This window comes from Mesorhizobium sp. M0701 (assembly GCF_040320365.1).
Taxonomy (GTDB): domain Bacteria; phylum Pseudomonadota; class Alphaproteobacteria; order Rhizobiales; family Rhizobiaceae; genus Mesorhizobium.
Map to the genome: position 1 here is coordinate 38,415 of NZ_JAMYPO010000022.1, position 18,887 is coordinate 57,301.

Annotated in this window: 21 protein-coding genes and 1 riboswitch; of the genes, 15 read left to right on the top strand and 6 right to left on the bottom strand. The window is 64.0% G+C overall.

All coding sequences use genetic code 11. The features are described 5' to 3' along the window. Positions 1–66 precede the first annotated feature (66 nt). Both mgtE and NKI24_RS20505 read left to right on the top strand, forming a co-directional pair. Entirely contained in the window at positions 67–1,464 is a 1,398-nt protein-coding gene (gene mgtE / locus NKI24_RS20500) for a magnesium transporter (protein WP_502894205.1), read from the top strand. Positions 1,465–1,594: 130 nt separating this feature from the next. Further along, the gene (locus tag NKI24_RS20505) at positions 1,595–1,981 is read left to right on the top strand and encodes a MerR family transcriptional regulator (RefSeq protein ID WP_023676566.1); all 387 of its coding nucleotides are present in this window, start codon (positions 1,595–1,597) and stop codon (positions 1,979–1,981) included. A gap of 19 nt (positions 1,982–2,000) precedes the next feature. On the opposite strand, the gene NKI24_RS20510 is transcribed toward NKI24_RS20505, so the two are convergent. The 3 genes from NKI24_RS20510 to NKI24_RS20520 form a co-directional block, all read right to left on the bottom strand. Next, the gene (locus NKI24_RS20510) at positions 2,001–2,507 is read right to left on the bottom strand and encodes a methyltransferase family protein (RefSeq protein ID WP_352617525.1); all 507 of its coding nucleotides are present in this window, start codon (positions 2,505–2,507) and stop codon (positions 2,001–2,003) included. A gap of 16 nt (positions 2,508–2,523) precedes the next feature. Beyond that, a complete protein-coding gene (locus NKI24_RS20515; protein ID WP_352747851.1) occupies positions 2,524–3,522 on the bottom strand; it encodes a heparan-alpha-glucosaminide N-acetyltransferase in 999 nt (332 codons plus the stop codon). Positions 3,523–3,740: 218 nt separating this feature from the next. Continuing rightward, on the bottom strand, positions 3,741–3,908 hold the full coding sequence (locus tag NKI24_RS20520; protein ID WP_352569001.1) for an SRPBCC family protein: 168 nt from the start codon (positions 3,906–3,908) through the stop codon (positions 3,741–3,743). Positions 3,909–4,257: 349 nt separating this feature from the next. Continuing rightward, positions 4,258–4,454, top strand: a riboswitch (cobalamin riboswitch). A gap of 36 nt (positions 4,455–4,490) precedes the next feature. Here NKI24_RS20520 and NKI24_RS20525 point away from each other — a divergent pair. Genes NKI24_RS20525 through cobO form a run of 4 tightly spaced genes read left to right on the top strand, consistent with a single transcriptional unit; the run spans position 4,491 to position 6,601 of the window. Further along, positions 4,491–4,670, top strand: coding sequence for a CbtB domain-containing protein (locus NKI24_RS20525; protein WP_023676561.1), 180 nt, complete (start codon positions 4,491–4,493; stop codon positions 4,668–4,670). 15 nt (positions 4,671–4,685) lie between these two features. Then, positions 4,686–5,468, top strand: coding sequence for a CbtA family protein (locus NKI24_RS20530; protein ID WP_352747854.1), 783 nt, complete (start codon positions 4,686–4,688; stop codon positions 5,466–5,468). Next, a complete protein-coding gene (gene cobU, locus NKI24_RS20535; RefSeq protein WP_352747857.1) occupies positions 5,461–5,982 on the top strand; it encodes a bifunctional adenosylcobinamide kinase/adenosylcobinamide-phosphate guanylyltransferase in 522 nt (173 codons plus the stop codon). The genes NKI24_RS20530 and cobU overlap by 8 nt, the downstream gene beginning before the upstream one ends. 1 nt (position 5,983) lies before the next feature. After that, positions 5,984–6,601: a cob(I)yrinic acid a,c-diamide adenosyltransferase gene (gene cobO, locus NKI24_RS20540; protein ID WP_352747859.1), complete on the top strand. Its 618-nt coding sequence runs from the start codon at positions 5,984–5,986 to the stop codon at positions 6,599–6,601. A gap of 345 nt (positions 6,602–6,946) precedes the next feature. Here cobO and cbiB read toward each other — a convergent pair whose 3' ends face one another. After that, the gene (cbiB, locus tag NKI24_RS20545; protein WP_352747862.1) at positions 6,947–7,918 is read right to left on the bottom strand and encodes an adenosylcobinamide-phosphate synthase CbiB; all 972 of its coding nucleotides are present in this window, start codon (positions 7,916–7,918) and stop codon (positions 6,947–6,949) included. Between cbiB and cobD the strand changes: the two genes are divergently transcribed. The 3 genes from cobD (at position 7,917) to NKI24_RS20560 (ending at position 10,749) form a co-directional block, all read left to right on the top strand. After that, the gene (gene cobD, locus NKI24_RS20550; protein WP_352747865.1) at positions 7,917–8,975 is read left to right on the top strand and encodes a threonine-phosphate decarboxylase CobD; all 1,059 of its coding nucleotides are present in this window, start codon (positions 7,917–7,919) and stop codon (positions 8,973–8,975) included. The genes cbiB and cobD overlap by 2 nt on opposite strands. After that, on the top strand, positions 8,972–9,475 hold the full coding sequence (locus tag NKI24_RS20555; protein ID WP_352742316.1) for a tyrosine phosphatase family protein: 504 nt from the start codon (positions 8,972–8,974) through the stop codon (positions 9,473–9,475). Before cobD ends, NKI24_RS20555 begins: the two co-directional genes overlap by 4 nt. 131 nt (positions 9,476–9,606) lie before the next feature. Continuing rightward, the gene (locus tag NKI24_RS20560) at positions 9,607–10,749 is read left to right on the top strand and encodes a serine hydrolase domain-containing protein (RefSeq protein WP_051406128.1); all 1,143 of its coding nucleotides are present in this window, start codon (positions 9,607–9,609) and stop codon (positions 10,747–10,749) included. Positions 10,750–10,813: 64 nt separating this feature from the next. Here NKI24_RS20560 and NKI24_RS20565 read toward each other — a convergent pair whose 3' ends face one another. Both NKI24_RS20565 and NKI24_RS20570 read right to left on the bottom strand, forming a co-directional pair. Continuing rightward, positions 10,814–11,617 carry a creatininase family protein gene (locus tag NKI24_RS20565; protein WP_352747869.1) on the bottom strand — a complete coding sequence of 268 codons (804 nt, stop codon included), beginning with the start codon at positions 11,615–11,617 and terminating at the stop codon, positions 10,814–10,816. Between the two features lie 56 nt (positions 11,618–11,673). After that, positions 11,674–12,057 carry a RidA family protein gene (locus NKI24_RS20570; RefSeq protein ID WP_352617542.1) on the bottom strand — a complete coding sequence of 128 codons (384 nt, stop codon included), beginning with the start codon at positions 12,055–12,057 and terminating at the stop codon, positions 11,674–11,676. A gap of 379 nt (positions 12,058–12,436) precedes the next feature. Between NKI24_RS20570 and NKI24_RS20575 the strand changes: the two genes are divergently transcribed. The 6 genes from NKI24_RS20575 (at position 12,437) to NKI24_RS20600 (ending at position 18,854) form a co-directional block, all read left to right on the top strand. Beyond that, the gene (locus NKI24_RS20575) at positions 12,437–13,441 is read left to right on the top strand and encodes an ABC transporter substrate-binding protein (RefSeq protein WP_352747872.1); all 1,005 of its coding nucleotides are present in this window, start codon (positions 12,437–12,439) and stop codon (positions 13,439–13,441) included. A gap of 3 nt (positions 13,442–13,444) precedes the next feature. Further along, on the top strand, positions 13,445–14,269 hold the full coding sequence (locus tag NKI24_RS20580) for an ABC transporter ATP-binding protein (RefSeq protein ID WP_352452129.1): 825 nt from the start codon (positions 13,445–13,447) through the stop codon (positions 14,267–14,269). Further along, positions 14,256–15,107: an ABC transporter permease gene (locus tag NKI24_RS20585; protein WP_352452128.1), complete on the top strand. Its 852-nt coding sequence runs from the start codon at positions 14,256–14,258 to the stop codon at positions 15,105–15,107. The genes NKI24_RS20580 and NKI24_RS20585 overlap by 14 nt, the downstream gene beginning before the upstream one ends. Positions 15,108–15,348: 241 nt before the next feature. After that, on the top strand, positions 15,349–16,650 hold the full coding sequence (locus NKI24_RS20590; protein WP_352452140.1) for a cytosine deaminase: 1,302 nt from the start codon (positions 15,349–15,351) through the stop codon (positions 16,648–16,650). Further along, positions 16,647–18,047, top strand: a complete 1,401-nt coding sequence (locus tag NKI24_RS20595) for an FAD-binding oxidoreductase (protein WP_502901479.1) — start codon at positions 16,647–16,649, stop codon at positions 18,045–18,047. Before NKI24_RS20590 ends, NKI24_RS20595 begins: the two co-directional genes overlap by 4 nt. Before the next feature lie 225 nt (positions 18,048–18,272). Next, a complete protein-coding gene (locus NKI24_RS20600) occupies positions 18,273–18,854 on the top strand; it encodes an NAD(P)H-dependent oxidoreductase (RefSeq protein ID WP_352452127.1) in 582 nt (193 codons plus the stop codon). The last annotated feature ends 33 nt before the right edge of the window (positions 18,855–18,887 follow it).

Genomic DNA, 18,887 nt, shown 5'->3' on the forward strand with positions numbered 1-18,887 from the left:
ACCTGACAGGCACCTTATCCGGAAATCCGATGGCGGGAGGCGCTGGTGGAAGGCCAGGACGAACAGATGACCGGCGCCAGGGCGGCCGAGGAGCGCCGCGCCGACATCTATGACGAGGACGGCGTCATCCTGTCGTCGTTCCTCGCCCAGATCGGTGCCGCGATCGCCGATCGCGATACGCTGACGTTGAAGCGCGAAGTCGACGATCTGCACCAGTCGGAACTCGGCCACCTGCTCGAGGCGCTGCACCCGGAACAGCGACGCGCGCTGGTCGAATTGCTGGGCAAGGATTTCGATTTTTCCGCGCTGACCGAGGTTGACGAGGCGATCCGCCGCGACATCGTCGACAGTCTGCCCAATGCGCAGATCGCCCAGGCGGTGCAGGATCTCGATTCCGACGACGCGGTCTACATTCTCGAAGACCTCGACCAGGAGGACCAGGACGAGATCCTGTCGCAGCTGCCGTTCACCGAGCGGATCAGGCTGCGGCGTTCGCTTGACTATCCCGAAGAGACCGCCGGCCGCCGCATGCAGACGGAGTTCGTCGCGGTGCCGCCCTTCTGGACGATCGGCCAGACCATCGACTATATGCGCGAGGACAACAATCTTCCCGACCGTTTCAGCCAGATCTTCGTCATCGATCCGAGCTTCAAGCTGCTCGGCGCCATCGACCTCGACCAGATCCTGCGTACCAAGCGCTCGGTCAAGGTCGAAGAGGTCATGCATGAGACCAGGCATGCCATCCCGGCCACCATGGACCAGGAGGAGGCGGCACGCGAATTCGAACAATACGATCTTCTGTCCGCCGCCGTCGTCGACGAGAACGAGCGGCTGGTCGGCGTGCTGACCATCGACGACGTCGTCGACGTCATCCAGCAGGAGGCCGAGGAAGATCTGCTGCGCATGGGCGGCGTCGGCGACGAAGAACTCTCGGACAGCATCTTTTCGACCTCGCGCTCGCGCGTGCCCTGGCTGCTGGTCAATCTTTTGACGGCTTTCCTGGCGGCCTCGGTGATCGGCCTGTTCGACCGCACCATCGAGCATATCGTGGCGCTGGCGGTGCTGATGCCGATCGTCGCCGGCATGGGCGGCAATGCCGGCTCGCAGACCATGACGGTCACGGTGCGGGCGCTGGCGACCAGGGACCTCGACATCTACAATGCCGGCCGCATCATCCGCCGCGAAATCGGCGTGGGCTTCATCAACGGCATCATCTTTGCCATCCTGATCGGCCTCGTCGCTGCTGCCTGGTTCCACGATCGCAATCTCGGCGGCATCATTGCGGCTGCGATGATCATCAATATGTTCGTGGCGGCTCTGGCGGGCATCCTTATCCCGCTGCTGCTCGACCGCTTCAAGATCGATCCGGCTGTGGCTTCGGCGGTTTTCGTCACCACGGTCACCGATGTCGTCGGTTTCTTTGCCTTTCTCGGGCTCGCCACATGGTGGTTCGGCGTGCGCTGAACGTCACCTCAATTGACTTTTACGTAAATGCCATGCGAGGCTTTGAAAGGTGCCTTGCCCGCCGATTCTGGTACGCGCCTCGGCGACGGCCAGTTGGAACTCGCGGCGTGGCCGGGGCATTGGAGTGACGATGCGGGAATATTATTCGATCACGGAGCTGACCCGCGAATTCGACGTGTCGACGCGGACGTTGCGCTTCTATGAGGACGAAGGGCTGGTGCAGCCAGTAAGACGCGGCCGCACTAGGCTGTTCCGTCCGTCGGACCGGCATCTCATCCGCCAGATCATGCGCGGCAAGAGGCTCGGCTTCTCGATCAACGAGATCCGCGAAATCATCCAGATGTACAGGGAGCCGCCCGGCGAGGTCGGCCAGCTCAAGCTGATGATCAAGCGCATCGAGGAAAAGCGCGAGGATTTGCGCCAGAAACGCCGCGACCTCGAAGAGACCTTGGCCGAGCTCGACCAGGCCGAGGAATCCTGCGTCGAGCGGCTGGTGGAGCTCGGCGTCACCACATGAGCGCGGCGTCAGCGCCGGCTCAGATCCAGCGCCGTACCCTTTTGGCGTAGTCCCGGTATTTCTTGCCGAATTTGGCCGTCAGCACCTTCTCCTCGCTCTCGATCGTCAGCTTCTGCGTCAGGAACGCCGCGATGACCGCCAGCGGCAGGAACCAGGCGATCCCAGTGACAAAGGCGAGGCTGACCAGCAGCAGCGTGTTGGCGAGGTAGATCGGGTTGCGGCTGACGGCGAAGGCTCCGGTAGTCACCAGATGGTCAGGCACACCGTTCGGGTTGAGCGTCGTCTTGGCGCGGATCATGGTGCGGATTGCCGTGAACCAGAGCGCGGCAACCGCCACCAACCCCACAAGGCCGGCGGCGAACAGGATGTCGCCGAGAAGATCGCCGATCCACGGCAGCGGGTAGAACAGCCCTAGCGCGACGCTGACGATGATGGCAGCGATATAGATCAGCGGCGGCCATGGGATGTGCCCCAGCTTCGGCTGCCCAGGATTTTGCTGCACGGGTTTCGGGTGACTGTCGCTCATTATTGTCCTCCCTCGATTAGCGCGTTCCCGGTTCCGCCGCCTCGGTTTGGGCGGTGCAGGTGCCGGCGAGCTCGCCAATATGCGCCTTCCACTCCGGGGACTGGTCGTTGCTGTAGAGCCGGTCAAGCGAGGCTTCGCCCTGGAGAGTGTCCAGCATGCAGGCACAATAGCTGGAGCAGAACTCGGTGTCGCGTGCCTGCTCGCAGGATATCTGGCAGGATTTCAGAAAACGCACCTCCCTGGTTTCGGCCTGCGCCGGCATGAATTGCGAAAACAGCCAGACCGAGCCGATCAGCACCGGCTGATGGATCAAATAGAAGGCAAGGCTGTGCCGGCCGATGAAGACCAGCGGATTTGCCCAGCGGCCAGGCGCCAAGGCCGACAGCCGCGTCAGCGCGCCGGAGGTGGCGGCGAGCTTGGTAACCGCGATGCCGGCAAGTACGGCGCCGAACCAGGGCAGCAGTGGAACGTAGTCGTTGGAGCGCGGGTTGGTCGCCGACAGGCCGACCCACCACAAAGCCGGATGATCGAAAAGCTCAGATCGCAGGTAGAAAGGCGCGGCAATAGCGAGGGCCGCCACGGCAAGCGTCAGTAGCGCCGGGAGGCGCAGGAACGCCAGGCCGAGCAGGCTGGCGAGCGCGATCTCGTGCAATATGCCGAAGAAGATGAAGCCGTCGGGCGTGGCGATGCGGGTGACCAGCGATATTGCGAGCGCTGCCCCGGCAACCATGGCGAAGCGCTTCCAGAAGCCGGTCCAGCGGATTTTCTTGCCATGGGCGAGATAGAGGCTGATGCCGACCAGGAACAGGAAGCTCGAGGCGATGCAGCGCGCGTAGATTTTCCACCAGCCGAAGGCGGTGAGGCCGGGATCGGTGTAGCCGAAGAATTCGAGGTCCCAGGTGAAATGATAGCTCGCCATGGCAAGCAAAGCGATGCCGCGTGCAATGTCGATAGCGGCGATGCGCTTCGACTTCGGTTGATCCTGAACGGCTGCGCTCGGCGTGTCGATGCTCATGGTCTCGCTGTCTTGGTTCAGCCCCGGCAAGACGACTATCACGGTTGCCACCGTCAAAAGAAGCAGGGCCTTGCGTCGTGTTGGCGCCGGTCGGCATCAGAGCTGCTTTAGGCCAGAGCCGGAAAGCCTTTGGCCGGCGTGCTGGCGTTCTTCGGCCTGGGCGCGGTTTTCGCGACACTCGGCCTGCTGGCGGCGGCCTGCGGCTTCGTCACCTGGCGCTATCTGCCCAAATCGCTTTGATGTGCGAGCGCCGCATGGCGCTCGCGCACCCAGTTGTGGAAGCGGTGCAAGTCGTATTCCTCGGGCATCAGTACGCCGGCCTTGTGGCGCATCGAGCGCAGGCCCATCTGGTTGACCTCGCAGATATCAGCATCCTCCTCCAGCACCTGGGTACCGAAGGCGACGATGTTGTCGATATCCGCGGCCGGATCGGCGAGCGCTTCGCCTCGCGGCGGACGAGCAGCCAGTTGCGATACCAGATGGCCTCGAGATCGCGCTGATAGGCCGCGATGTCCCAATAGGCTGATGACGGCAGCGTCGGCTCGGCCCGCGTCAGGCCCTTGTAGGGACCGCGCTCATTCGGGCTGGGTTGCATGCCGGCTTCCTCCCCATCCGCCAGCCGACACCCGGCTGCGAAAATTGTCAATCGCGGCGCCGGCCGACCGGCTTGGCGAGGCGGCGCATTCGCCACACGATCCGGCGGAATTTGGTTTGCCGGGCGCGGCGATTCTGCCTATAGTCGCTGATGTCGTCGGTTCCGTTTGGAACCAAGAGGGAATGCGGTGAGGGCAAGTTGTTTGCCCAATGCCGTGGCTGCCCCCGCAACTGTGTGCGGTAGTCCTCTCCATATGCCACTGAAGGTTCGCCTTCGGGAAGGTGGGGAAGGGCGCTGATCCGCGAGCCAGGAGACCTGCCGGCGACAGGAAACTGACTTCTATGCCCTCGGGTGGAGGGCGAAAGGACAAGACATGAATACCGCTTCCGTTTCGCTCGGCGCTTCCGCCTCCTCGCAGTCGCGTCTCATGCAGCTGGCGCTTGCTGCATTCCTCGGCATTTTCGTCATGGGCTTTGTCGGCTTCTCGCATATCGATGCGGTCCACAATGCCGCGCACGACTATCGCCATTCGATGGGCTTTCCCTGCCACTGACAAGGGGCTGACATCATGACACTGTTTCGCAACGTCGTGTTCATCGCGGCGATCGCAGGGCTTGTGGCCGGCGTGGCTCTCGCCTGCATGCAAGCCTATGCCACGGTGCCGCTCATCCTGAAGGCGGAAATCTACGAACAGGCCGGCGGCGGCCATGACCATGCCGCGGCACCTGCGGCACCGGCCGAAAACGCCGCGGGCACGACGGCTATGAGCAGCGCCGCGCCGGCACCGGCTGAAGCAATGGCTCCGGCGGAAGGCGAAGGCTGGGCGCCGGCCGACGCTTTCGAACGCTTCGCCTTCAGCGTCGTTGCCAATATCGTCACCGGCATCGGCTTCGCGCTGGTCCTGGTCGCGGTTTCGGAATTCGCCGGCGGCATCGGCAACTGGCGCCAGGGCGTGTTCTGGGGGCTTGCCGGCTTTGCCGTGTTCACGCTGGCGCCGGGCCTCGGCCTGCCGCCGGAACTGCCGGCGATGCCGGCGGCCGACCTTGTCCAACGCCAGATATGGTGGTGGGCAACAGTGGTGGCGACAGCGGCCGGTCTCGGCCTTATCGTCTTCCGCAGATCGCTGCCGCTGGTGGCTCTTGCCGTGGCGTTGATCGTTGCGCCGCATATTGTCGGCGCGCCGCAGCCCAATAGCTTCGAGACGGCGATCCCGGAAGGCCTGCACCACCAGTTCGTGGTGGCGGTGACGCTGACCAATCTGGTGTTCTGGCTGGTGCTCGGCGCGGTCGTCGGCGTGGTGCGCGGACGCTTCACGGGCACGGCGACCAGCCTGCGCGACAGCTTTGCCTGACCGCGCTGCCGGGGCACTGACCCTGGTCATCGGCGGCGCGCGCTCCGGCAAGAGCGCGCATGCCGAGAGCCTGGTGACGGTCGGCCCGCCGCCTTGGAGCTATATCGCCACGGCGCAAGCCTATGACGAGGAGATGCGCCAGCGCGTCGCGCTGCACCGCTCGCGCCGCGGCGCCGGCTGGACGACCATCGATGCGCCGTTCGACCTTGCCGGCGTGATCGAGGCGCTGCCTGATGGCCAGCCGGCGCTGATCGATTGCCTGACGCTGTGGCTGACCAATCACATGCTGGCCGACCATGATGTCGAGGCCGAATGCCGGAGGCTGGCCGATGTGCTGTCGCGGCCGCGTGGGCCGTGGTTCGTGGTGTCCAACGAGGTCGGCCAGGGCATCGTGCCGGACAATGCGCTGGCAAGACGGTTTCGCGACGCCGCCGGTCGGTTGAATCAGGATGTCGCGGCTGTTGCCAGCACCGTGCTTTTGATGGTGGCGGGGCTGCCGCTCAAGGTGAAATGACATGGCTGATACTGTCGATCCCAAGGACGAGGAACGCCACCGCGCCAAGATGGCCAAGCGCAAGGCGGTGCAGGACGCCGAGGTCGCGGCCAAGACGGTCGAGAAGGGGCTGCTGATCGTCAACACCGGACCGGGCAAGGGCAAGACCACGGCCGCCTTCGGGCTGGCGCTCAGGATGCTCGGCTATGGCAAGCGCGTCGGCGTCGTCCAGTTCATCAAGGGCAAGTGGCACACCGGCGAGAAGGACGCGTTTGCTAGTTTTGGCGATCGCGTCGTCTGGCACGCCATGGGCGAGGGCTTTACCTGGGAAACGCAGGACCTGAAACGCGATATCGCGGCGGCCGAGGCCGCCTGGGCGAAGGCGCTCGAGCTGATGGCCGAGCCGTCGATCAGCCTCGTGGTGCTCGACGAGCTGAACATCGCGCTGCGCTACGACTACCTCGATCTCGAAAAGGTGGTCGCGGCGTTGAAGGCGCGTCGCGAAGGCCTGCATGTCGTCGTCACCGGCCGCAACGCCAAACCGGTATTGGTCGAGGCGGCCGATCTGGTCACCGAGATGGGCGTGACCAAGCACCACTTCTCCGCCGGCGTGAAGGCGCAGCAGGGGATCGAGTTCTGAGGGGTGTTGCTGGGGAGGCAGAGGCGCGGTGTCTCGACCTCTCAAGATTTGGGTTCCTCGCCCGCCGCGAAGCGGGGGAGAGGTGGCCGCGCCGCGCCCGGAGAGGGGGCTTTCGTAGAGCGCGGTTCCCCTCTCCGTCTCGGCTTCGCCGAGCCACCTCTCCCCACTTTCGTGGGGCGAGGAACCCAAGCTGGAACTAAGCTGCGAACCTTCAAGGCTGAAGGCGCCCTATTTTGTTCTTGCTTTGTGCCGGCAGCTATGCTACTAATTTCGGTATGGTGCTAATTGGCTCCAACGACCCGTCGCTTGGCGGGTTTTTTGTTTCCGCTCGATCTCGAGCGCAGATCACGCCAAGATAACAACCACCGCGACCACGCCGAACAGCGCGATCAGCAGAAAATCGGCAGTCCGGTAGAGTTTCAGCGCCCGTCGGATGTCGGTGCTCTCGACATCATCGCGCCGGCCGCCTTCGCCCATCAATGCGTCTTCGACCATGACGCCGTCATAGGAACGGGGGCCGGCGAGCGCCAGGCCGAGCGCGCCGGCCATCGCTGCTTCCGGCCAGCCGGCATTGGGCGAGCGGTGTTTTTTCGCATCGCGCCGCACGGCGTGCCAGGCGCCGTTGGCGTCGGCGCCCTTGACCAGAAAAGCGGCGAGTACGATCAGCAGCGCCGTCAGCCGCGACGCCGGCAGATTGATCCAATCGTCGAAGCGCGCAGCCGCCCAGCCGAAGGCTTCGTGGCGCGGGGTGCGATGGCCGATCATCGAATCGGCGGTGTTGGCGGCCTTGTAGGCGACGCCGCCGGCGAGCCCGCCGATACCGAACCAGAAGGCCGGAGCGACGACGCCGTCGGAGAAATTCTCGGCCAGGCTTTCGATCGCGGCGCGGCAGACAGCGGCCCTGTCGAGCTTTTCCGGGTCGCGACCGACGATCCGCGAGACGGCAATGCGGCCCATGTCCAGTCCGCCGCTGTCGAGGGCGTCGGCGACGGCTTCGACATGCTCGGCCAGGCTCTTCTGCGACAGCAGCGACGTCGCCAGGATTGCGGTAACCAACAAGCCGAGGGGAATGCTCCAAAGCAAGGTTTCGAGCCAGAGGGCGAGGGCGGCCGGCACCAGCACGATCACCAGCAGCGTGACGACGCCCCAGCCGCGACGGTGGGCGTCGGAATCAGTGGCGCGGTTGAGCCTGCGGTCGAGAAAGGATATCAGCCTGCCGAACCAGGTGACGGGATGGCCAATGGCATCGAAGAGCCGGGCCGGGTAGCCGAGTACAAGTTCGATGGCCAGCGACAGGAAAGTGATCAGGATCGGCATGAAGGCTCTTGATGGAGTGACGGCGGCAGTGGACCACGGCGGAAGCCTTGGCCGGGCGAGGGCGCTTTTCCCTCACGCGCCGCTGCCTTTCGTCGACCTCTCGACCGGGATTAATCCGCACTCCTACCCGCTTTTCGATTTGCCCGCCACCGCCCTGTCGCGATTGCCGGAAACAGCGCGCGGCCGCGACTTGGCTGAACGCGCGGCAAGCGCCTATGGCGCCCCGTCGGCGGCGAATGTCGCAGCGGCGCCCGGCACGCAGATCTTGTTGCCGCGCGTCGCTTCCCTGGTCAGCCCGGGCACGGCGCTGGTGCTCGGGCCGACTTATGCCGAGCATCGGCGGGCAGCGGCGATCGCCGGCCATGCGGCGGCTGAAGTCGATGATTTCGAAGCCCTGGCGGCGGCCGACCTTGCCGTCGTCGTCAATCCCAACAACCCGGACGGGCGTGTCGTCGAGCGCGAAAGATTGCTTCGACTTGCCGGGACATTACGAGCCAGAGGTGGGCTGCTGGTGGTCGACGAGGCTTTCATGGATGTCGGCCCGCGCAGCGAAAGCCTGGCCGGCGACGTCGACCAGGGCGGCATCGTCGTGCTGCGTTCGTTCGGCAAGTTCTTCGGCCTGGCCGGCCTGCGGCTTGGCTTTGCACTGGCCGATGCGCTGACGGTCGAGCGGCTGGAGGCGCAATTCGGGCCATGGGCGGTTGCCGGGCCGGCGCTCGAATATGGCATAAGGGCGCTTGCCGATACCGGCTGGCAGGCCGGGATGCGGCGCCGTCTGGCCGAGGATGCCGCACGGCTCGATACGCTGTTCGGCCGCTTCGGCGTGCCTGTCGCCGGTGGCACCACGCTGTTCCGCTATCTCAGGCTGGCGAACGCCGCCGGCCTGTTTTCGGTGCTCGGCCAGCGCGGCATCCTGCTTCGGCATTTCGCCGATCGTCCGAATGTGCTGCGCGCCGGCCTGCCGGGAGCCGATGAAGAATGGCGGCGGCTCGAATCGGCACTTGCCGGCTGGGCCTCGCGGCGCGACGATAATGCCAAAGGAGAAACGACCCAATGATCCATGTCTGCTCGCTGTCCAAAGTCGAGGAAACGGTAACGAAGACCGGGGCCGGCCGTCTGCTTTCGCTGCTTGCCGCCGGAACGGAGGTGATGCGACCGGCCTCGATCACCAGGGAAAACCATCTGCATCTGGTCATGCATGACATTGCGGTGGCGCAAGAGGGCATGACGATGCCGGGCGAGGAGCATGTTCTGAACCTGCTCGATTTCGCACGGCAATGGAATCGGTCGCGGCCGCTGGTGGTGCATTGCTATGCCGGCATCAGCCGCTCGACCGCCTCGGCCTACATCATCGCGGCAGCGCTGGCGCCGAAGCGCGACGAGGCCGAGTTGGCCGAGACGCTGCGCGCGCTGTCGCCCACGGCGACACCCAATCCTCGGCTGATCGCAATTGCCGACGCACTGCTCGATCGCAGAGGCCGGATGATCGAAGCGATCCAGGCGATCGGGCGCGGCGCGGATGCTTTCGAAGGCACGCCGTTCGAATTGAAAATCTGAGCCTAAAAACAAATTCCAGGAAAAGTGCGCAGGAGTTCTAGCACACGGCCAAGGGGCGAATGATGATCGGGAGAATTTTGGCCATGGTTGTTGGCGTGGTCTGCGCGACAGGCAGCGCCATGGCCGCGTCCATGCCGGCTCTCAAGTCGATCGACCTGGCAGCGCTCCAAGCCACTGTCGAGGGTTTGGCCAAGGAACTTATGCTGCCCGGTGCCATGGTTTTGCTCAAGACTCCGCGGGGCAACCTCGTCTTCGGCTACGGTACGACTGAACTGGGTGCCACGAACCCGCCGCGCGCCGATACCCACTTCCGTGCGGCCTCGAACACCAAGACGATGACCGCCGCTGTCATCGTGCAACTGGTGCAGGAAGGGAAACTGAGCTTCGCCGATCTGATCTCGAAATACGTCCAGCGCGTTCCCAACGGCGACGAGATAACCATTCGGCAGCTCATAACAATGCGGAGCGGCCTCCCTAACTTCACCAATGCGCCGGAACTTGCCGAAAGCCTGGACAAGTATCCTTACAGGGTATGGACCGCTGATGAAGTACTCGGCATGGCGTTCAAACGGCCGCCGGACTTCGCGCCGGGTGCCGAATTCGAGTACAACAACACCAACTACTATCTGCTCGGCCTTGTTGCCGAGAAGATCGACGGCAAGCCGCTCTCGACCATCTTCCGGGACCGCCTGTTCGGGCCGCTCGGCATGAAGAACACCGCTTTGCCGCCGAGCACGTCGAACGCCATCCCCGAGCCATACTCAAACGGCTATCTCTACGGCAGTACTTCGTACGCCCTGGCTGATGCGCCCTATCCGGACGACCTCCAGGCTGCGGCCAGGGCGGGAACGCTCAAGCCCAACGACGACACATGGCAGAACCCGTCCGCCTACTTTGCGGCTGGCGGAGTCATCTCCACCGCGGATGACCTCGCGACCTGGATGCGCGCGCTGGTCGGGGGCAAGCTCTTCAATGCCGACTTCCAGCGGCAGTGGCTTGCAAGCCCTGAGGCGCCGGAGCCGGGCGAACCCGCCATGCAAAAATACGGCTATGGCATCCTAACGCTGACCTTCGGGCCTAACGAAATCTACTATCACGAAGGCGAGATGCCCGGTTACCAGTCCTTCATGGGCTACGATCCGGCCAATGATGTCACCCTGGTCATATGGACCAACCTGACTCTCGCGCTCGACGGCCAGGCGACCGCCAACACCTTGATGGTGAAGATACTGGACGAAATCTACACGGTGTCGCCGCTTCAAGAGGTGAAGTGAGGATCCTCGCGCGCGAATGGAATCGCCCCTCGTGAGCGAGGCCTGAGCTGGTGGGATCAAACACCTACGCCAACCAATCCGCCAGCTTTGCCTTGCCCACGTCCCTCAGCAGGCCGATGAAACCGTCGGCCTGATGCTCGGCGGTGAGCCGGCCTTTTTCGGCGGTTGCAATGCTGGCGTCGCCGACCACGCCATTCGGGTTGAGGTCGCTGGCGATCCAGGCGAAGGCGTGTGTTCCAGTGTGGCGCAGCAGCGCAAATTCCTTTTCGGCGCGGGCGACCTTGGACACGAAATTGTCGGCCTTCCCCATGTCGACGAGGTCGGGCCGGAAGTGCAGCATCAGCGAGGTCTCGACGTCGCCGCCATGAATGCCGTGGCGGTCCTCGAGCTCGGTGTACATGCCGGCCGGCCGGCCAAAACGCTGCCAGCTGGTCTTTACCGCCAGCATCTTTGCCCGCACGCGCAATTCGCGGGTGACGATGCCCATGATCTCCTCATTGCCGCCATGCGAGTTCACGACAATCAGTTTTCGGACGCCGGAACGCGCGACCGACAGGCCAAGTTCGGTCCACGCCTCGACCAAGGTCGTCGCCGGCAGGGTGAGGGTGCCCGGCGCATGCAAATGCTCGTTCGACTTGCCTACCGCCTGGACCGGCAGGATGCGGATGTCGAGATCGCCGGGCAGGCGCGCGATCACCGTTTCCAGCATGCCGTTCATGATCGAGGTGTCGGTCGAAACCGGCAGATGCGGCCCGTGTTGTTCGATCGCTGCCAGCGGCAGAACGGCAATGGTCGTCTCAGGATCGACGGTCGCGTATTCGGTGGTCCGGTAGTCACCCCACCATACGCGTTTTTTTGCAGTGGTCATGTCATGCCTCTTGAACCGACAAGCCCAGACCTAACGCGGGAACGATCGGCTGTCGATCATCCCGCCGCAATCACCTCGATCTCGACCTTGAATTCCGGCCGGGCAAAACCGGACACGATCATCAGCGTCGAGGCCGGCGCCGGGCTGGCGAACAGCCGGTCGCGAACCTCCATATAGGGCCGCAGGAAGGCGCGGTCGGTGACGTAGGTGTTGATGCGGACGATGTCGGACAGGCCGAGCCCGGCCTCGCCGAGAATCGCCGATATGTTCCGGAAACAGAGCTCGGCCTGTGCGCCGGCCTCCTCGGGGATCTGGTCGTCCGGGGTGATTGCGACCTGGCCCGAACACAGCACCAGCCGCTTGCCGGGCGGCAGTTCGACACCATGGCTGTAGCGGGCGAAGGGCGGCTTGATCGACTTCGGCGTGAGAAATTTGAACATGGCAATCTCCGTTCACGGCAGCCTATCGCATCGGCCCGAAAATCGGGATCGATTTTCGGAAAGCACGATGCGAAGATTCAAAGTTTTAGAGCGTACTTTGTGCGTCCAAGTGGACGCACGTCGCTCTAAGGCCGGATCGATGCGGGCATCAAGATGGCGGTGCATGTCACGAGGGCGATTGTGGACAGGCGATCAAAAAATAGGCACGATGCCTTTCGTACAGCATGACCCGTCCGGCCTTCGCGCCGCCATTGCTCAGGCGGGCATTGCACAAGCGGGCGGTCCCGGCGCAACGCGCCGGTGGCATGTGTCTTGCTTCTTGAAACAATGGTGTCGAGCCCGGCGCGTGACGCGCCGGAGCGAACAAAGGGTGGTGTGGATGTACGGAAAACTCAAGATTTCGGCGGGCGTGATCGTGCTGCTTGGCGCAGGCACGCTTGCCGCGGCAGCGAACGAAAAAGTCACCTTCGGCACCAACTGGCTGGCTGAGCCGGAGCATGGGGGTTATTATCAGGCCGTGGTGGACGGCACCTATGCCGCCTGCGGCATCGACGTGACGATCATGCAGGGCGGCCCACAGGTCAGCGGCCGGCCGCTGCTGCTGGCCGGCAAGATCGATTTTTACATGGGCGGCAATCTGCTGTCGGCCTTCGATGCCGTGCAGCAAGGCATACCGATGCGCGTCGTGGCGGCCGACTTCCAGAAGGACCCGCAGGTCATCATGTCCCATCCCGGCCAGGGGCTGGACAAATGGGAAGACCTGAAGAACGCCGACCAGTACATCCTTGGCGACGAAGGTGCGCAGACCTTCTTCCAGTGGATGGTCACCGATCTCGGCTTCGACGCCGCCAAGCGCGCGCCCTACACCTTCAATCCGGCGCCGTTCATCGCCAACAAGAAGTCGATCCAGCAGGGTTACGTCACCTCGGAGCCATTCGCCGTCGAGAAGCAAGGCGGTTTCACGCCGAACCAGTTCCTGCTGGCCGACTATGGCTGGGACACATATGCAACGACGGTCGAGACCATGCAGGAGACGGTCGACAAGCGGCCCGAGGTGGTCCAGTGCTTCGTCGATGGCTCGGCCAAAGGCTGGTACAATTATCTCTACGGCGACAACAAGGCCGCCAACGAGATGATCAAGAAGGAAAATCCGGACATGACGGATGAGCAGATCGCTTTCTCGATCGAGCAGCTGAAGAAGTTCGGCGTGGTCGATTCCGGCGACAGCGAAAAGCTCGGCATCGGCGCCATGAGCGACGCGCGCATCCAGAGTTTTTACGACAAGATGGTGAAGGCCAAGGTCGCGCCGGCGGGTATCGACATCAAGAAGGCCTACACGCTGGCCTTCGTCAACAAGAGCGTCGGGCTCGACCTGAAGAAGTAGGCCGTGAAGCTGGAGAAAGTGGCGCAACAGCCAGGAAGTGTATCGGAGCCGACGCTGTTGGCGCTGCGTGGCGTCGGCAAGGTTTTTTCCAACGGCGTCACCGCGCTCAGCAATGTCGAGCTGACGATCCGGGAGGGCGATTTCCTCAGCCTGCTCGGGCCGTCGGGCTGCGGCAAATCGACGGCGCTGCGGCTGATTGCCGGCCTGTCGACGCCGACCTCGGGCGTGCTCGACTGGCGCGGCAGCGGCGCCCTCGAGCGTTCGAATATCGGCTTCGTCTTCCAGGAGCCGACGCTGCTGCCCTGGGCCGACGTCTTCGACAATGTCTGGCTGCCGTTGCGTCTGAAGGGTGTGTCGCGGGCCAAGGCGGCGCCGGCGGTGATGGAGATGCTGGCGCGGGTTCACCTGACCGGCTTCGAGAAGGCCGTGCCGCGCGAACTGTCAGGCGGCATGAAAATGCGCGTCTCGATCGCCCGCGCCATGGTGACCAAGCCGCGCATTCTGTTGATGGACGAGCCGTTCGCCGCACTCGACGAGATCACCCGCTTCAAGCTCAACAACGATCTTCTGGAGCTATGGCAGGATGAGCGTTTTACCGTCGTTTTCGTCACCCACAGCGTCTTCGAAAGCGTATTCCTCTCCAACCGCGTCGTCGTCATGGCGGCGCGGCCGGGCCGGGTGTTTGCCGAGCTTGCCGTCGACGCGCCCTATCCGCGCGACGAGGCGTTTCGCACCTCGCCCGACTATGCCGCGCTCTGCCGCCAGGCATCCGACGTGCTGATCGGCGCCATCAACTCAACTGCCGGACCGCATCATGACGGCCATTGAAGAATCAGTCTTGGCGCTCGACCCGGAGGAGGCGCGCCGCGTCCGCCAGGAGCGCTTCGAGCGCATCGGCAGATGGCTGCTGCCGCTGGCGATCATGATCCTGGCCATCTGGCTGTGGGACCGCATCTGTGTCTGGAACGACATTCCGAAATACATACTGCCGCGCCCCGGCGTGGTGCTGCAAACGCTGCACGACGATGCCGGGCTGCTGTTCTCGTCGCTGCTGGTGACGCTCCGGATCACCTTCTTGAGCCTGCTTCTCGCCGTGGTCGGCGGTGTCGGGCTGGCAGTGCTGTTCGCTCAATCGAAATGGGTGGAGATGTCGTTCTTTCCCTTCGCCATCGTGCTGCAGGTGACGCCGATCGTCGCGATCTTTCCGCTGATCAATATCTATGTCGACAACCAGACGACGAAGCTTTTGCTTTGCGCCTGGATCGTCGCCTTCTTCCCGATCCTCTCCAACACCACGCTCGGCCTCAATTCCGTCGACCGCAATCTGCGCGACATGTTCAAGCTCAACGGTGCGACCCGCTGGCAGCAATTGCGCTATCTGCGGCTGCCGGCGGCGATGCCTTATTTCCTCGGCGGGCTGAAGATCGCCGGCGGCCTGTCGCTGATCGGCGCGGTGGTGGCAGAGTTCGTCGCCGGCGCCACCGGCCAGTCGTCCGGCCTCGCCTCGCGCATCATCGAGGCCGGCTACCGGCTCAACGCACCAAGACTGTTCGCGGCGCTGATCCTGATCTCGCTCACCGGCATCCTGATCTTCCTGGTGCTGTCGCTGATTTCGCATCTCATTTTGCGGCGCTGGCACGAGAGCGCGCTGAGGCAGGAGCGGTGATGGTACCGTGTTTTGTAGGCAAAAGCTGCCTGTCGCCCATCCCGGCGTCAGCGCTGCCCCTCATCGCCCTGCCGGGCACTTCTCCCCCTATAGTGACGGGGAGAAGGACGCCTTCCTCGACGATCTCGCCCATCACCAGCGTTGCTGAAAGTGCGCCGCGGTCGCGGTCAGCCCCTTCTCCCCGTCTCTATACGGGGAGAAGGTGGCGGCAGCCGGATGAGGGGCAGCGATGACCTCTGCGATGATCCCCAAATCCGGCCAATTCGTCCTCTCCAAGGTCCGGCTTCACGCCTCCCTGACGCTCGGCCTTGCCGCTCCTTCCGACGCCGACGGTTTTGCACTCGCAGATGTCGCGGTCGCCGACGGCAGGATTTTCAGCATTGCGGCGCATCGGCGATCGGCAGCACCGGCGGACGCCACCGATCTCGGCGGCCGCATCGTGCTGCCGTGCTTTGTCGACTGCCACACCCATATCGACAAGGGCCACATCTGGCCCCGAAAGCCCAACCCGGACGGCACCTTCATGGCCGCTTTGAACGCCACCGGCGCCGACCGCGCGGCGCGCTGGAGCGCCGACGACGTCGGCCGCCGCATGGATTTTTCGCTGCGCTGCGCCTACGCGCATGGCACCAAAGCGCTGCGCACGCATCTCGACAGCGTTGCGCCGCAGGAAGAGATCTCCTGGCCGGTGTTCGAGACAATGCGGGAGAAATGGCGCGGCCGCATCGAGCTGCAGGCGGCCTGCCTGCTCGGCATCGAGGGCGTGCGCGACAGGAAATGGTTCGAGAGGCTGGCCAAACGGGTGGCTGCCGCCAAGGGTGTCCTCGGCGTCGTCACCTACATGGTGCCGGATCTCGAAGAATTGCTCGACCAGGTGTTCGCGCAGGCGATCAAGCATGGCCTCGACCTCGATTTCCACGCCGACGAGACCGACGATGTCTCGGCGATCTCGCTGAAGAAAATCGCCGAAGCAGCCCTTTGGAACGGTTTTGACGGGAACATCCTGGTCGGCCATTGCTGCTCGCTGGCGCGCCAGCCCGACCTCGACGTGCTCGACACGCTGGATAAGGTCGCCAAGGCCGGCCTGGCGGTGGTGTCGCTGCCGATGTGCAATCTCTATCTGCAGGACCGGCGAGGCGACAGGACAACGCCGCGCTGGCGCGGGGTGACGCTGCTGCACGAGATGAAGGCGCGCGGCATTGCCGTCGCCGTCGCCTCCGACAATACGCGCGACCCGTTCTACGCCTATGGCGATCTCGACATGCTGGAGGTCTATCGCATGGCGACGCGCATCCTGCATCTCGACCATCCCGTCGCCGACTGGCCGCAAGCGGTGACCGCGACGCCGGCCAAGGTGATGCGGCTCGACGGTTTCGGCACGCTTGCCGCCGGAGCGCCGGCCGATTTCGTCGTCTTCAGGGGGCGAAGCTGGACGGAATTGCTGTCGCGGCCCGAATCGAATCGCATCGTCGTGCGCGACGGCCATGCGATCGAGCGCCAGCTGCCCGATTATGCCGAACTCGATGATCTGATGGTGGAATGATGGATATTGCGGCGCTCAAGCGCGACCTGGACGGTTTGAAGATCGACGACCATCCGGCGATCGTCCAGCAGAAGAGCCGCGACTTCTACTGGTACAGCCCGGTGCTGAAGCAGCAGCTCGAGCACGTCACCGGTGACCTGATCGTGACGCCGAAAACCGAAGACGAGGTCGTCCGCATTCTCGCCGCCTGCCACCGGCACGGCGTCCCGGTGACGCCGCGCGGCAGTGGCACCGGCAATTACGGGCAGGCGATGCCGCTGTCCGGCGGCGTGGTGCTCAATCTCGCCGAAATGAACGCGGTCAAGACGATCGCCCCCGGCCGTGTCGTCACCGGCCCCGGCGCCGTGCTCGCCGACATCGACAGAGCGACGCGGGCGCATTCCGGCCAGGAGCTCCGCATGTCGCCATCGACCTACAACACCGCATCGATCGGCGGCTTCGTCGCCGGCGGCTCCGGCGGCATCGGCTCGATCCGCTGGGGCGGACTGCGCGACCTCGGCAACGTCATCCGGCTGAGGACCGTGACGATGGAGGCTGAGCCGCGGGTCATGGAGCTCACCGGCGAGGACGTGCTGAAGGTGATGCACGCCTACGGCACCAACGGCATCATCACCGAAGTCGAGATGCCTCTGACCGCCAGCTATGACTGGATCGACGTCATCGTCGGCTTCGACGATTTCATGGATGCGGCTGGCTTCGGCAACGATCTCGCCATTCAGGACGGCATATTGGCGAAACTGATCACGCCGATCGCAGCACCCATCCCCTACGATTACTTCAAGCGCCACCAGCGGTTTTTCCGGCGCAGCCAAAGCATCGTCGTCTTGATGATCGCGCCGCATGCGATGGATGCCTTCCTCGCCTTCACGGCGCGCAGTAAGGGCGAGATCGTCTTTCGCGCCGACAAGGAGGCCGATCTCAAGGGGCTGCCGCCGGCCTATGAGCTGACCTGGAATCACACGACGCTGCGTGCCATCCGGGTCGACCCGACGATCACCTATCTGCAGACCCGCTATCCGTCGCCGGACCACCTCGGCCACGTCAAGGCGATGGTCGACCGCTTCGGCGACGAGGTGCCGGCGCATCTCGAATTCATCCGCTTCGACGGCGCCATCGGCATCGCAGGGCTGCCGCTGGTCCGCTTCACCACGGCGGAGCGGCTCGACGAGATCATCCGCATCCACGAGGACAATGGCTGCTGGATCTTCAACCCGCACCGCTACACGCTGGAAGAAGGCGGCATGAAGCGCACCGACGAGGTGCAGCTCGCCTTCAAACGCGAGACCGACCCGCAAGGCCTGCTCAATCCCGGCAAGATGATCGCCTGGGAGAACCCGGACTATGACTATCGCTCGGGCAAGTCGTTCCTGTTCAAGGGACTGGAGAAGGCGGTTTGAGACGATGACGGGCGTGTGGCGCTGTACCCCCCTCTGGCCTGCCCTCTTTGCCACCACTTGGCATCTCCCCCTCAAGGGGGGAGATTGGCAGTTCCATCGTCTCGACCATCTTCCAACGTCGTCAACTGGCGAAAGCGATACTGACAGCCGATCTCCCCACTTGAGGGGGAGATGCCCGGCAGGGCAGAGGGGGGTGCTTGGTGCCGACTTGCGAGATGTTCTCCTGTGAACGTCCTCGTCCTCTATGCTCATCCTGTGGAGACCAGCTTCAACGCCGATCTGCACCGGACGATCATCGAGCGGCTGAAGGCCGCCGGCCATGTCGTCGACGACTGCGATCTCTATGCCGAGGGTTTCGATCCCAGGCTGACGCGGGCCGAACGGCTGTCCTATCACGACGAACGCAGCGACGGCGATCCGGCGTCAGCCTATATCGAGCGCCTTCTGCGGGCCGAGGCGCTGGTGCTGTCGTTTCCGGTGTGGAACTTCGGCTATCCGGCCATTCTGAAAGGCTTTTTCGATCGCGTCTTCCTGCCCGGCGTGTCGTTCAAGCTGGTCGACGGCAAGGTGCAGCCGTCACTGCACAATATTCGCAAGGTGGTCGCGGTCACGACCTATGGCGGCAGCCGGTTCCGCGCCATGCTGATGGGTGACCCGCCGCGCAAGCTGGTCAAGCGGGTGCTGCGTGCGACGATCAAGCCCGGCGGGTCGGTTTCCTACCTCGCGCAATACTCGATGAACCTGTCGACCGACGAGAAGCGGACGAGGTTCATCGCGAAGGTCGCGGCCAGGATGGACGCGTTCTGACACGGGAGGGGACTTTTCCTTCTCCCACAAGGG